This is a genomic window from Acinetobacter sp. 778_lipA (assembly GCF_058242985.1).
On sequence record NZ_JBZAYT010000001.1, the window covers coordinates 272,338 to 286,384 of the forward strand.

The following is a 14,047-nucleotide window of genomic DNA, read 5'->3' on the forward strand; positions in this document are numbered from 1 at the left end:
GACCATAATTTTATAAAGCGACAGTTTTAAAACAACGTTTTAAAGTGGATTATTTGGTTGCTGCTTTACCCTCTACTTTTTTTGCTGTTGCTGATTTTTGTGCAGCGGCATGGTGTTTTTGGCTATGGCCAGCTTTATGTTGTTTTTGCATTTGATGGGTTTTAACCGCTTGAGTCGAATGCTGTGCTGGAGTTGCTGCCATTGCAGAACCTGCGAAAATTGCTGTGGTGAATGCTGCAACAAGTAATGATGTAACTTTTTTCATGATCATATTCTCACTAAATAATTCGAGATCTGAACTAGATTCGATAATCATATCTTGGTGGATTTGTATGGAAACATCATGAAGTGCTTGTAGCGAAATTCAGTGTAAATGAAATGATCATTGGTAAGATGAGTGGGGAATGGTAAGTGCTTTGATTTTTTAAGTTTTATTTAATTTTAATTAGTAAAGTATTGCCGTCATTTTAACTTGAACTAAGCCATTTAAATAAGTACGTTTATTTTTAAAAATGAAGGAGTTTGTTATATATCATTTCAAGTATTATTTAGATAACGAAATTCTGATTACAGACTTAAATTGAGCATTTTGATCTTTTACTGCTACTCCACTATTGGAATGCCCCTCACATGAATAAGACAATCAGAAGAGCAACCATTAAGGACTTAATTGCAATTACTCAATTGATTGCGCCTTTTATTGATGAGTTTGCAATTAATGACAGTGGGCGACAACTGTTTTCCGCAAGTATGATTGAAAAAATGCTTGAGAATCCTGAAATTCACTATTTTGTTTATAGCGATCATCAGCAGATGATCGGTGTTATTGCGTATAAGAATCCGGCCCATTTGGTTCATTTCTTTATATCGAAAGAGAAGCAAGCTCAGGGAATTGGCCGAACAATGTGGGACTTTATTTTGCAGGAGGTGAAAAAGTCTGGTGTTTCAGTATTTACGGTAAATTCAAGCTGTAATGCACAACCTGTTTATGAACGATTTGGCTTTGTGGTGAAAGATGAAACCATTGAAAATCATGGGTTACGTTATGTTCCAATGTCCTTAAATCTGGTTAATACATAAAGCTGAAAATATGTGTTGTATATCTATAAGATGATTGATCAATGTTGTTGGTTTCAATGTCGGCAGGCTCTTAAAAAACTCCGCATATTTGCGGAGTTTTTTATTGAAAGATTTTATAAGAATTAACCTTTGGTCATTTCTTCTAATGCATCCCAACGCTCCATTTTTTCAAGCATCAGTTCATCAATCTCGCCAAGTCTTTGCGACGCTTTGGTGGCTGCATTTGCATCAGTCACAAACCAAGAACCATCTGCAAGTTTTGCAGTTAGTTCAGTTTGTTCTTTTTCTAAAGCTTCAATTTCTGCGGGTAACTGTTCTAAAGCACGTTGATCTTTATAACTCAACTTCACTTTTTTAACAGCTGGTTCAGCAGGCGTCGCAGCAGCTTCCGCTTTAGCAATGGCCTTTTTTACATCACTTTTCTGATCGACAACACGCTGATCTGGACGTTGTTCTAGATAGTCTTGATAGCCACCAATGTATTCATCGATATTGCCTTTACCATCAAATACCCAAGTTGATGTCACAACATTGTCCATAAATGCACGGTCATGAGAGATCAATAACAAAGTCCCTTTATAATCACTCAACATTTCTTCAAGTAATTCTAAAGTCACCATGTCTAAGTCGTTGGTTGGCTCATCCATTACGATAAGATTAGACGGTTTAAGCAATAACTTCGCCAAAAGGATACGATTACGCTCACCACCTGAAAGTGCTTTGACAGGAGTACGTGCGCGCTCAGGCGAGAATAAAAAGTCTTGTAAATAGCTGTAGATATGACGGCGACCACCATTAACATCGACAAAGTCTGAGCCTTCAGACACGTTGGCCATTACTGATTTTTCAAGATCTAGCGCATTACGTAATTGGTCAAAATAAGCCACTTCAAGCTGTGTACCTGTTTTCACCGAACCGCCATGTTCAAGTTCACCTAAAATGGCTTTGATCAAGGTGGTTTTACCTACACCATTATCACCGACTAAACCAATACGGTCACCACGTAGTACTAAAGCAGAAAAATCTTTAATAATTGGTGCATTATCACCAAAAGCCACACTTAAGTGTTCAATATCTAACACCAATTTACCTGAACGATTTGCCTCTTGAGTCGCCATGCTCACTTTACCTTGTTGTGAGCGACGTGCTTTAGATTGTTCACGTAAATCTTTTAATGCACGTACACGACCTTCGTTACGGGTACGACGTGCTTTGATGCCTTGACGAATCCAAGTCTCTTCTTCAGCCAAGCGTTTATCAAACAGCGCATTCTGCTTTTCTTCAGCTTCCATTTGCTGTGCTTTTAAGTCGAGGTAGCGTGAGTAGTTACCTTCATAACTACGTAAAATACCACGATCCAATTCCACAATACGTGTCGCAATACTGTCAACAAAAGCACGGTCATGGGAAATAAATAACAGGGTCAGATTGTTTTGATCGAGTAAGAATTTCTCTAACCATTCAATACTTTCTACATCCAAATGGTTGGTTGGTTCGTCAAGTAATAAAACGTCAGGTTGCGTCAACAATGCACGTGCTAAAAGTACACGGCGTTTACGCCCCCCTGATAAATCAGCTAAATCCGCTTCAGGATCTAAGCCCATTTTGCTCAAGATAGAATTTACTTTGGTTTCTAATGCCCAACCATCGAGCAAATCCAGCTTATGTTGTAGGTTGCCCATACGATCACAAGCTTCCATATCACCTAATACACAAGCATCGCTGGCTTCGTGGTATTCTTTTAGGACGAGCGCGGCTTCTCCTGCACCTTCGGCAACAATATCTGCAACTTTGCCCGAATCCATCGGTACATCCTGAGCAAGCATAGAAATCGTAATACCATTTTGTAATGCAATTTCACCTTGATCAGGCAATAAACTTCCCTCAATCAGTTTGAGTAAAGTAGACTTACCTTCACCGTTACGACCAATCAGACAGACTCGTTCGCCTCGTTCTAAATTGAAGTTTGCGCCATCGAGCAGGGCAGGTCCACCAAACGCAAGTTGGACATCCCTTATAGTAATATAGGCCATACGGTTTCCTAAACATCCCACACTGAGGACTAAAAATGACTAAACATAAAAATATTGATGATCAGGCGTCATTTTCCGCACCCATAGAAGATTTGCAAGTCCGAATTGCATTTTTAGATGATTTAGTCGAACAATTAAATGATCAAGTAGCACAACAAAGCTTGGAAATCGCTGATTTAAAAAAACAAATGCAGTTAATTTACCAACGTATAGAATCTGCTGATTTGTCAGAAGGTATTGCAGCATTTGACCCAATGACCAATCGACCTCCGCATTATTGATCTAACGAAAGTAAAATATGAGTGGCTGAGGTGTGCTGAATCAAGAGTAAATTCACACATAGCAGTGGTATTGGCAAAGGATTTGCATAACGCAAGCGCTAAATTTGTGGGTTAAGATGGATTATGAACTTAAAAAACCTCGAAGCATTTTATTGGGTGGTGACCTTAAACAGTTTTAATAAAGCCGCAACAAAGCTTCAAACGACTCAGCCTGCAATTTCTCAAAAAATTACTGCGATTGAGAATGATCTCGGTTTTAAAGTGCTTGATCGCCGTTCTCGTCAAATCAAAGCCACGCATAAAGGCATGACCTTATTTAAATATGCTGAAAAGTTTATGCGACTGGAAACAGACTTAGTGGCTGAACTCACAGAAAGTCAGTATTTAACAGGAACGATTCGTTTAGGGGTTTCCGAAACGATTGTCCATACTTGGCTAGTGGAATATATGGAGCAAGTCCAGCAAGAGTTTCCAAAAGTTTCCATTGAAATCGTGGTGAATTTAACTCCAGATTTACAAGAAGGTGTACGCACTGGTGATTTGGATATGGCGTTTTTACTGGGGCCAACTTTGCCTTTTGAATGTATAGAACGTTCATTGTGTGATTTTGAATTAAGCTTTCTGGCATCACCTTCATTTAAAGGTGGAATCGGGCAGATGTCATTGCGGGCATTGATGTCGCATACCATTTTAACCTATCCAAGAATTACCTATCCTTATAAAGAGCTCAAAGCAAAAATGAAAGAACAAAAGATAGATGAACCACTATCCATTACAAGTTATTCATTGGTCACATTATTACGTTTAGCTGAACAAGGTTTAGGGATTGCAGTGGTACCTAAACTAACGGCAATCAAAGAAATTTTAGATGGGCGATTGGAAATTTTGGATACGCCAATCCAATTAAAGACATTCCACTTTACCGCAATCTATACACAAGGCAATAACACCGCATTAAAAGAAAAGTTGACCGATTTAGCGGTTTTAACTTCGGAAAATGCCATGAAAAAGCTGAATAATAAAATTAGATAGTGAAGAATAAAACGGCATTTTATTCGGCTTTGGTTTTGATTTAAAAATTGCAAAAATATGAAATATTGATAATGAGAACTTATAGAAAGTGATAAATATTCATTATTAAATGATTTTAAAAATAATAAAAATATATGAATTCAATATCTTAAGTTTAATAAATTTTGGATAAAGTCTTATTGTGACTCACCTTCGCCTATGCTTTTATTTGAAATACAGATTTGGTTCAGCATAACCAAAAAATCTTAAAAGTTTAAAGGATTAAAGAATTTCATATTTTAGAAAAATAGATGTTCTTTGTTTCACTTGAAATAGCGTTGATTAAGCTCAAATGGATGAGGAACGCCTACATGTCTTTATTGAAATCTTCTTTTTTATCTGACCGCCAATGGGCAATTGTTGCATCTATATTTATGATGGCAACATCGGCGATGGGGCCAGGTTTTCTAACCCAAACCGCTGTATTCACAGTGAAATTAGGTGCTGCATTTGGCTTTGCAATCCTAGTTTCGATCATTATTGATTACGTTGTTCAGCAAAACATTTGGCGTGTAGTTACCTTAACGCAAATGCGCGCTTCTGATATTGCCAATAAAGCTTTACCGGGGAGTGGTTACTTACTCGCATTTCTGGTTATTTTAGGTGGGTTTTTCTTTAGTATCGGTAACATTGCAGGTGCTGCACTGGGCTTAAATGCACTCTTTGGGTTGGATACCAAGGTCGGCGGCGTGCTGAGCGGTGCTTTGGCAATTCTGATTTTTGCCTCCAGAAAAGCCACACTGGCGATGGACAAGAGCATGATTATTTTGGGTTTACTCAAAATTGTTTTGATCGTGATCGTTGCATTTATTGTCATGCCACCTGTGGGGCAAGCCGTTCAACAAACTTTTGCACCTGATCAAATTGATTTCGCCATCATTACAACCATTGTTGGCGGTACAGTGGGCGGTTATATTTGCTACGCAGGCGCGCATCGCTTATTGGACAAAGGTGCTGTAGGACCAGAAAATATTGATGAAGTTGCCAGAGCCGCAACCAAAGGTATTGTGGTGGTCGGGATCATGCGTTATGTATTGTTCTTGGCATTCTTAGGGGTTGTGGTCAGCGGCGCAAATATCGATTTAGCAAGTCACGATGCCAATCCAGCTGCGCAAGCATTCCAATATGCTGCGGGTACATTTGGTTTTAAACTGTTTGGCTTGATTTTTTGGGCAGCGGGAATCAGTAGCACAATTGGTGCAGCTTATACCTCTGTTTCGTTTATGTCCGCATTTAAAAAGAACTTAACCACCAAACATACCAATTACCTCACGATTAGCTTTATCTCTTTAGCCCTGTTGCTTTACGTGATTCTAGGTGCAACACCAGCGGGCTTATTGATCTTTGTGGGTGGTTTTAATGGTTTGGTATTACCAATTGGTTTAACGATTTTTGTCTATGTTGCGGCATGTCGTAAAGACATGATGGGCAATTATAATTATCCAAAATGGTTGCTGGTTTTGGGTGTATTAACCTGCTTACTCACATGGTGGATGGGTTATATGTCATTCACGACGGTATTTAATTACCTCACCAAGCTTTAATCAACTTCACACTCAATTGAAAAGGAATGATCACAATGTATGTCGATTTAAATAGTGACTTGGGTGAAAGTTTTGGCTCATGGAAAATGGGCAATGATGAGCAAATTTTACCTGTTGTCAGTAGTGCTAATATTGCCTGTGGCTTCCATGCAGGTGATCCGTTGGGAATATTGAAAACGCTTCAACAAGCAGTGCGATTAGATGTCACGATTGGTGCGCATGTTTCCTACCCAGATTTGGTTGGTTTTGGTCGCCGTAATATGGATCTGTCTCAAGACGAGCTGATTGCAGATGTGCTCTATCAAATTTCGGCACTTGATGGTTTGGCAAAAGTTGCTGGCTCCAAAGTGCAATATGTCAAGCCGCATGGGGCATTGTATAACACCGTAGCCAAAGATCCCGTACAAGCCGAAGCCGTGATTGAAGCCATTAAAATGTATAACCCAGCATTGGTACTGGTTGCTTTGGCTGGGTCAAATTTGGTTGCACAAGCACGTCAGGCAGGTCTAAAAGTGGTTTCAGAAGCCTTTGCTGATCGTGCTTATAACCGTGATGGTTCACTGGTTTCACGCCGTTTGGAGGGTGCTGTTTTGCATGATGCAGAGTTTGTGGCAAAACGTGTGGTTGCGATGTTAAAAAATGGCGGGGTTGAGTCAATTGATGGCATCTTTACCCCAATTCAAGCCGATACGATTTGTTTACATGGTGATACTGCTGGCGCATTAGAAATGTCCGCAGCGATTAAAGCTGAGCTGTTAAAAAACGACATTCAAGTTCGTTCATTTTGTGCATAAAACAATAAGGACAAGACACATGTTTAAAGAGATTAAAGTCGATCCAGTTCAACTAAAAGCTGCATTGGATGCGCGACAACAAATTCGTGCGGGTTTTGATCAACCCACAGCAGGAATGGCTGCTGGAATGACACAAGTGAATATGATTTCTGTACCCAAAGACTGGGCATATGATTTCTTGTTGTATGCCCAGCGTAACCCACAAAGTTGCCCTGTGTTAGATGTTTTGGAAGAAGGCGTATACCACTCTCGATTGGCTGCTGACACAGACATTCGCACTGATTTTCCACGATATCGTGTTTGGAAAGACGGTGAAATGGTTGATGAGCTCACTGATGCGAGTGAGCTTTATAACGCGCATCCTGATTTAGTGACCTTTTTAATTGGCTGTAGTTTCTCCTTTGAAACAGCTTTACAAGACGCAGGGATTGAAGTGCGTCATATCCATGACAAGACCAATGTACCGATGTATTTGAGTAATATCGAATGCCTTTCTGCTGGACGTATTTCAGGGAATATGGTGGTTTCTATGCGCCCCATTCCTGCCAATCAAATAGCTGAGGCGGTAAAAATTACGGCGCGTATGCCGAGTGTTCATGGTGCTCCCGTACATATTGGTCATCCTGAAAGTTTAGGAATACGCGACATCAATCAGCCAGATTTTGGTGATGCCTCACGTATTGAACAGGGTGAAATTCCAGTATTTTGGGCATGTGGTGTAACACCTCAAGCGGCAATCATGAACTCGAAAATCCCATTTGCCATTAGCCATGCACCAGGACATATGTTGATTACAGACATACCTGATCGTGCGTGGATGCGTTAAGACAAGAAAGGATCAGTAAATGCGATTTTTATCGGTAAATTCCGACAGTTTCTTGATTGAGCTTTCTAGTTTAGAAGAAACTTTGGCGTTATACAGTAAATTGCAAAATTTACACTTGAATGGAATCAAAGATTTAATTCCTGCTGCAAAAACAATTTTAATTTGTTTTAACGAAATCAAGACTGACTTTAAAACCTTGAGTGTTTTGATTGGTACGTTAAACCTTGATTCAGGTTTTGATCGCAATACGCAGGAAGTGATTATTCCGATTCGTTACGATGGCGAAGATTTAGTACAAGTGGCGGAACTGCAAGGCCTCTCTATAGCCGATCTGATATTAAAACATCATCAAAGTACTTGGGACGTTGCCTTTATTGGCTTTGCTCCAGGTTTTGCTTATATGAGTAGCCTTGATCTGCCCTTTACAGACGTTCCTCGTCTAAAGACACCGCGTAAAAAAATTCCATCAGGTTCACTTGGACTTGCTGGGCAATACTCGGGTATCTACCCAAAAGATAGTCCAGGTGGTTGGCAATTGATTGGAACAACGTCAGAAAAAATGTGGGATTTGGAGCGTCAAAATCCTGCGCTTTTACGACCAGGAATGCGGGTGCATTTTGAGGATATAACTCATCGGCCTGTATCTGTGGATGTGCCCAAGCAAATCACGCCACGACAAGATTTAACTTTAAAATACCCCTTATTTAAAATCACGGCATCTGGCTTGCAAGTTTCGATTCAAGATGAAGGCCGTTTTCAGCACAGCAATATCGGTGTGGGGACAGCAGGTGCGATGGATGTGGTTTCGATGCATTGTGCCAATCGAATCGTGGGGAATCCAACGGATACGCCTGTGATTGAGGTACTCAATGGTGGTTTAAAAGCAGTCATGCAAAATTCAGCTGTCATTAGCGTGGCAGGTGCAATTTCCAATATCCATGTGAAATTTGCAGATGGTCAAAAAGTAGATTTTGACAGTTATCAAGCGATTGCACTGGATGAGGGAGATGAATTTCAAATTCAAACGCCGAGTGCAGGGTTACGCAATTACCTTGCGGTTCGTGGTGGTTTGGATATTCAACCCATTTTAAATAGCTGTTCTTTTGACAGTTTAGCCATTCTTGGTCCAGCCCCTTTAAAAACGGGTGATGTCATTTACCAAGGTCAAGTTGTCCCATCCAATATCAGCATCAACGAAGTGCCAAAATCCAATCTCCCGTCCCTTGGCGATACGATTGAACTTGATATTGTGATGGGACCTCGAACGGATTGGTTTGAGCAAAGCAGTATTGAAAAACTGTGCAATCAAGCATGGTTAGTGACTCATGAAAGTAATCGAGTGGGATTACGTTTATCTGGGAAAGCACCCTTAACACGTAAGATTCACCATGAATTGGAAAGCGAAGGCACATGTATTGGTGCTTTGCAGATTCCACCCAATGGTCAACCTGTATTGTTTATGAATGATCACCCATTAACAGGTGGTTATCCTGTGATTGCTTCGGTTGCCAAGCATCATTGGGATTTGGTGGCACAAATACCTGCGGATTGCCATATCAAATTTAGAAAAATCGCCGAATTTGTAGATATCGAGAACTAAGATGAACCAGCAAAAATATGTAAATGAAAAATTATTGATTGCCAATCGTGGTGAAATTGCTGTGCGTATTATCCATGCTTGTCGGGATATGGACATTGCTTCAGTGGCGATGTATGCAGATGACGATATTGGCAGTTTGCATGTCGAACTTGCAGATGAAGCGTGGGGTTTGGTTGGGGCAACTGCAAAAGAAACCTATTTAAATATTGATGCCATTATTGATATTGCTAAAAAATCAAAAGCCACGATGGTGCATCCGGGTTATGGTTTTTTGTCAGAACGGGCTGAGTTTGCACAAGCCGTGATTGACGCAGGATTGAAGTGGGTGGGTCCATCTCCTGAAGCAATTACCAAGTTGGGTGACAAAATTGAAGCACGTAAAATCGCTGCTTCAGTAGGTGCTCCATTGGTACAAGGCACACAAGACCCTTTGAACAATGCAGATGAGGCTTTAGCTTTTGCAAAACAATATGGATTGCCAATTGCAATTAAAGCAGCCTTTGGTGGTGGTGGACGTGGCTTAAAAGTGGTTTGGAAACTTGAAGAAGTGAAAGAACTTTATGACTCTGCTGTACGTGAAGCACAAGCTGCATTTGGTCGAGGTGAATGTTTTGTTGAGCAATACTTAGATAATCCACGTCATGTTGAAGCGCAAGTTATTGCTGATTTACATGGAAATGTTGTGGTTTTAGGCACACGCGATTGTTCTTTACAGCGTCGTAATCAAAAATTAGTTGAGGAATCTCCAGCACCATTTATCAGTGACAAGATTTACCAAGAGATTTTAACTTCAGCAAAAAATATTTGTCAGGCTGCTCATTATGTTGGAGCAGGGACAGTCGAGTATTTATTGAGTCAAAACGGGACGCTATCATTTTTAGAAGTCAATACGCGGTTGCAAGTTGAACATCCTGTGACGGAGGAAACAGCGCGCGTTGATTTGGTGGTTGAGCAAATTCAGGTGGCTTTGGGCGAAGAGTTATCGATCAAAGAAACCCCTAAAGCACAAGGTCATGCCATTGAGTTTCGTATCAATGCAGAAGACCCTAGCCGTGGTTTTATTCCAGCATTTGGTACACTAAGTTTATTTGAAGCACCTTTTGGTCATGGTGTGCGTGTCGATACTGGCGTGCGCACAGGCTCTCTGGTTTCCAGCCATTTCGATTCTTTAATGGCAAAGCTGATTGTGACGGGGGAAACGCGTGAAATCGCAATACGCCGCGCAAAACGTGCTTTAAAGCAGTTTAAAATTGAGGGTGTGGCTTCAGTTTTAGATTTTCATCGAGCCGTGCTGAATGAGCCTGATTTTATCGACGAATTTAAAGTACATACGCGTTGGATTGAAAATGACTTTAAACAAGACTTAAAATCAACTCGACGTGCGATTCCTCAGCATCAACAGCCTATGATTTTGAGTTATATTGAAATAGATGGAAAATTACATCGTCTAGGGTTACCTGCAGGGATGTTTGCTCAAGGTGCAGTTCAGGCTGATCTACAACAGACGCAAACACCAGAGTTAGCGCTTAAACCTGAAGATGTACAAGCACCCATTAATGGGGCAATCATTTCTTGGAAAGTCCAAGCTGGCGAGCACGTAAGTGCTGGGCAGGTTGTAGCAATTATGGAAGCGATGAAAATGGAAGTTCAAGTTTTGGCTCATCAAGATGGTCTAATTCAATTGCTTAAAGAGGTAGGTGCAACCTGTTATGCAGATCAAGTGATTGCAACAATCCAATGATATTTATCTTTAAAATTTAAAACTTATAAATTTAAATCAGGTGGAATTGGGAGTTTAGGATTAAATTTCCAATTTTATTTGACCTTTTGTTGAAAGCTAGTTGTAATGCTTGGCACTGTTCAGTCGCAAAATTTTTGACCATGCCGAATAAAGCTGTTCTTCTCGATCTTGAAAATAATATGCCTACAGCCAATATCCTGAGGGAGATTATTGAACATTACCCGACACTCTATCTTTTCAATTGCACAGGGCAATTTCAGTACTCTCTAGAAGACTTAACTGAGTTTTCAGGCTGGGTGAGCAGTGGCCAGGTGGTGATTTTAGAGGTACCGAATGCATCTGAAAAAGAATATGAATATGCAGTTGTGGTGGGACAACTATTGGCATTATTAGAACCTGAAATTAAGATTGACGTAATTTCTGCTGTGCCAAGCTGTCGCTTATTGTTAGATCTAATGCGTAGTGCTGATCTTGATTGCAGTTTTATTCAAGTTCAGTCGACGCTAGAGCGTCAACGCAACAAATACTCAATACCAAGTCTACAAGCGATTAAAAATAAGCCATATTTAATCATGGTGAAGAAGTATTGTGATGCTTTGGGAGAAATGACTGGCAAACCAAATACGATTGAGAAATTAAAAAATTCTATTGTTAATATTTTGCAAATTGTTCCAGAAAAAGCTCAACATCTTGTTGGAATGTTAATCAATTTGAAAATTGTCAAACGCTTTGATGATCAAGTTGCTTACCGTAAAAAAGTGTTGAAGCAATGGACAGCTCTTGATATTGAATCTCCTGTTTTAGTAAACCTAACTGAGACAGAATCCGTAGCACAAGCTAATATTAAAATTGAAAAAATTGATCAATTTTTAGAAAAATTATGTGCGGACTCGGATCGAGTTTTACAAGAAGTTGATCAGCAAGATTCGGTGAGTTTGGTACACAATGTTTTATTTAAAAACTTTGAAAAAATAGATCCTGTACAAATCGAAGTCATCCATAAATTGAATGATCTAAAAACAGATAAACCTAAAGATATTTATGCGTTACGAGATTTATTGGAACAAATGTTTCCAAAGTCAGATATTCGTTTATTGCTTAAAGAGTTGATTGAAAAAGGCTATATTTACTGGAATGGTCATGAAGTTGTTTATAGTCATGAAATGTACTTAAATTAGACCAAACTTGAAGTTATCAGAGCAAAACAAAAAAGCGATTAGATTTAATGTTAAACGCTTTTTTATTGAGTTATAGATCCTGTTTTGATAAGTCTGTACGTTCTTATAAATTTGCGACACCTCCATCTATTAATAGTTCGCTACCCACTATAAATTTAGCTTCATCTGAAGCAAGATAAATAAAGGCATTGGCGATTTCTATAGGATCTGCCAATCTTTTAATTGGTACCAGATTTTCAATACTGACTTTAAGTTGTTCGGTCTCAGCGGGGGTATTGGCGACTTTGTTAAGGGCTGGTGTTAAAGTTGGTCCTGGGGAGAGTAAGTTAAAACGTATTTGATGCGCTAAAAGCTCTCTAGATAATGTTTTGGCTAAAGAGCGTAAAGCGATTTTAGATGCGGCGTAAACGCTACTTTTCTCTAAGGCAATATGAATACTGGTCGAACCACATAAAATGACTGAGGCATGGGGATTTATCATTGAAAGCAAATTTTGAATAAGAAAAAATGGGCCTTTTACATTGGTGTTGAAAATCACATCGAATTGTTCAGTTGTCCATTGACCAAATGCCTCATGTGTGACATTACCAGCATTGATATAAATTACATCGAATTTAATTGATAATTCTTGTATTTTTTGAGTGAAATTATCTTGAGATGCTAAATTGGAATGATCACATGAGATGCCCAAGCTTTGCGTACCGAGTTGATTTTGTGTTTGCAAAATTTGGTCTTGATTTCTGCCTGTAAATACAACAAAAGCACCTTCTTCTATTGCTCGTTGTGCGGCTGCAAAACCGATTCCACTGGTTGCACCTGTAATTAAAACCGTTTTATTCTTTAATCGCATATTGTTCACTAAATTGTCTAAAGACTCTTATATTGTGGAAATTTATTTGCGAAAGTAAGTACTTACCAATTGGTGACTTAGTCGTTGTTTGGTTTGAAATAGACTAAACTCATATACTATAAAATGTAGCTTTATGTAAGGTGAAAAATAATGACACTGCAATATGAGCAAAATTGTTCGATTATGCGATTTGTTGCATTATTTTCAGGAAAATGGGTGTTGCCGATTGTCTATCATCTTATTGAAGCAAAACATCCTGTTCGGTTTAGCCAATTACAAAAGGCTTTAGCGCCTATTCCCCAAAAAGAGCTATCAAAACATTTAAAATTGCTTGAGCGATACCAACTTATAACAAAGCAGATTTACCCAGAAGTACCACCTAGAGTGGAATATCAAATCACCGAATTGGGACAAACGTTGGAAAACTCTATTCAGTCATTGGGAATCTGGATGGAGTTTTATGAAAAAAATATGAATGAAAAATAAGAGATTAAACTGACCTCAAAATGAGTAATTGCAGGTAATTTTAATTTTAAACTTGCGTTTTATATTCAGCTTATGCAACTCTAATATAGGAATTAAAAGGTGAACTATGGAACACACTGGTCTTTGGGTTGCGCTCGTTATTATTGTTTTTGTATTGGGCTCGATTTTTGGCTTACGCGTAAGCCCTAGAGAAAAAGCATTAGGTTTAATGCGAGAGAAAGCACGTAAGATGGGCTTACACCCACGTTTAGTGGCTGCACCAGAGTGGACGAAAATCCCAATGGCAACAGAGTCTCGTGCGAGTATGGTGGCTTATTATAGTGTACTTATTCCAGATGCACGCTTAGCTTTGATGCGCGCCCGTGTAGCAGAGCAAAAGCTTCAAGTGGTCCTCGGTGATGAGAAATTTAAAGATTTTCCCATTGCATTAAAAGGGATTTATGCTATTGATATGCAGGCCAACTGTGTAGGGCTTTATTGGGATGAAGAATCTGACCTCAGAGCAACACAGCTTGATGATATGAAGGCATATTTACTTAAATTGGCTGAAATTTAACTTAATA

13 protein-coding genes and 1 pseudogene are annotated in these 14,047 nt (G+C 39.4%); 11 read left to right on the forward strand and 3 right to left on the reverse strand.

Going from position 1 to position 14,047, the window contains the following annotated elements; genetic code table 11:
* Nucleotides 1-49 precede the first annotated feature (49 nt).
* Nucleotides 50-265: a hypothetical protein gene (locus AC4CUY_RS01355; protein WP_224964682.1), complete on the reverse strand. Its 216-nt coding sequence runs from the start codon at nt 263-265 to the stop codon at nt 50-52.
* Between the two features lie 365 nt (nt 266-630).
* On the opposite strand from AC4CUY_RS01355, the gene AC4CUY_RS01360 reads away from it, so the two are divergent.
* Nucleotides 631-1,080: a GNAT family N-acetyltransferase gene (locus tag AC4CUY_RS01360; protein WP_336952184.1), complete on the forward strand. Its 450-nt coding sequence runs from the start codon at nt 631-633 to the stop codon at nt 1,078-1,080.
* A 122-nt stretch (nt 1,081-1,202) separates the two neighbouring features.
* Here the strand turns inward: AC4CUY_RS01360 and AC4CUY_RS01365 are convergent, their stop codons facing one another.
* Entirely contained in the window at nt 1,203-3,113 is a 1,911-nt protein-coding gene (locus AC4CUY_RS01365; RefSeq protein WP_490773579.1) for an ATP-binding cassette domain-containing protein, read from the reverse strand.
* Nucleotides 3,114-3,148: 35 nt separating this feature from the next.
* Here AC4CUY_RS01365 and AC4CUY_RS01370 point away from each other — a divergent pair, with 35 nt between their 5' ends.
* The 8 genes and pseudogenes from AC4CUY_RS01370 to AC4CUY_RS01405 all read left to right on the forward strand — a co-directional run bounded on the left by AC4CUY_RS01370 (nt 3,149) and on the right by AC4CUY_RS01405 (nt 12,148).
* Entirely contained in the window at nt 3,149-3,394 is a 246-nt protein-coding gene (locus AC4CUY_RS01370) for a SlyX family protein (protein ID WP_004718047.1), read from the forward strand.
* 123 nt (nt 3,395-3,517) lie between these two features.
* Entirely contained in the window at nt 3,518-4,426 is a 909-nt protein-coding gene (mumR, locus tag AC4CUY_RS01375) for a LysR family transcriptional regulator MumR (protein WP_336952181.1), read from the forward strand.
* Nucleotides 4,427-4,757: 331 nt separating this feature from the next.
* Nucleotides 4,758-6,009: pseudogene (locus tag AC4CUY_RS01380) on the forward strand (NRAMP family divalent metal transporter).
* A gap of 35 nt (nt 6,010-6,044) precedes the next feature.
* Nucleotides 6,045-6,803 (forward strand): LamB/YcsF family protein, encoded by a 759-nt coding sequence (locus tag AC4CUY_RS01385; protein WP_336952179.1) that lies wholly within the window; start codon nt 6,045-6,047, stop codon nt 6,801-6,803.
* A 19-nt stretch (nt 6,804-6,822) separates the two neighbouring features.
* Nucleotides 6,823-7,629 carry a putative hydro-lyase gene (locus AC4CUY_RS01390; RefSeq protein WP_419358914.1) on the forward strand — a complete coding sequence of 269 codons (807 nt, stop codon included), beginning with the start codon at nt 6,823-6,825 and terminating at the stop codon, nt 7,627-7,629.
* Nucleotides 7,630-7,648: 19 nt separating this feature from the next.
* Nucleotides 7,649-9,229 carry a 5-oxoprolinase subunit B/C family protein gene (locus AC4CUY_RS01395; protein WP_490773580.1) on the forward strand — a complete coding sequence of 527 codons (1,581 nt, stop codon included), beginning with the start codon at nt 7,649-7,651 and terminating at the stop codon, nt 9,227-9,229.
* Between the two features lies 1 nt (nt 9,230).
* A complete protein-coding gene (locus AC4CUY_RS01400; RefSeq protein ID WP_483770376.1) occupies nt 9,231-10,970 on the forward strand; it encodes an acetyl/propionyl/methylcrotonyl-CoA carboxylase subunit alpha in 1,740 nt (579 codons plus the stop codon).
* A 140-nt stretch (nt 10,971-11,110) separates the two neighbouring features.
* Nucleotides 11,111-12,148, forward strand: coding sequence for a hypothetical protein (locus tag AC4CUY_RS01405; RefSeq protein WP_419327074.1), 1,038 nt, complete (start codon nt 11,111-11,113; stop codon nt 12,146-12,148).
* 103 nt (nt 12,149-12,251) lie between these two features.
* Here AC4CUY_RS01405 and AC4CUY_RS01410 read toward each other — a convergent pair whose 3' ends face one another.
* Complete coding sequence (locus AC4CUY_RS01410; RefSeq protein WP_336952175.1) at nt 12,252-12,998, reverse strand: SDR family oxidoreductase; 747 nt, start codon at nt 12,996-12,998, stop codon at nt 12,252-12,254.
* A 150-nt stretch (nt 12,999-13,148) separates the two neighbouring features.
* Between AC4CUY_RS01410 and AC4CUY_RS01415 the strand changes: the two genes are divergently transcribed.
* Nucleotides 13,149-13,484, forward strand: a complete 336-nt coding sequence (locus tag AC4CUY_RS01415; protein WP_336952173.1) for a winged helix-turn-helix transcriptional regulator — start codon at nt 13,149-13,151, stop codon at nt 13,482-13,484.
* A gap of 106 nt (nt 13,485-13,590) precedes the next feature.
* Nucleotides 13,591-14,040 (forward strand): ammonium transporter, encoded by a 450-nt coding sequence (locus AC4CUY_RS01420; protein ID WP_336952172.1) that lies wholly within the window; start codon nt 13,591-13,593, stop codon nt 14,038-14,040.
* Nucleotides 14,041-14,047: the final 7 nt, after the last annotated feature.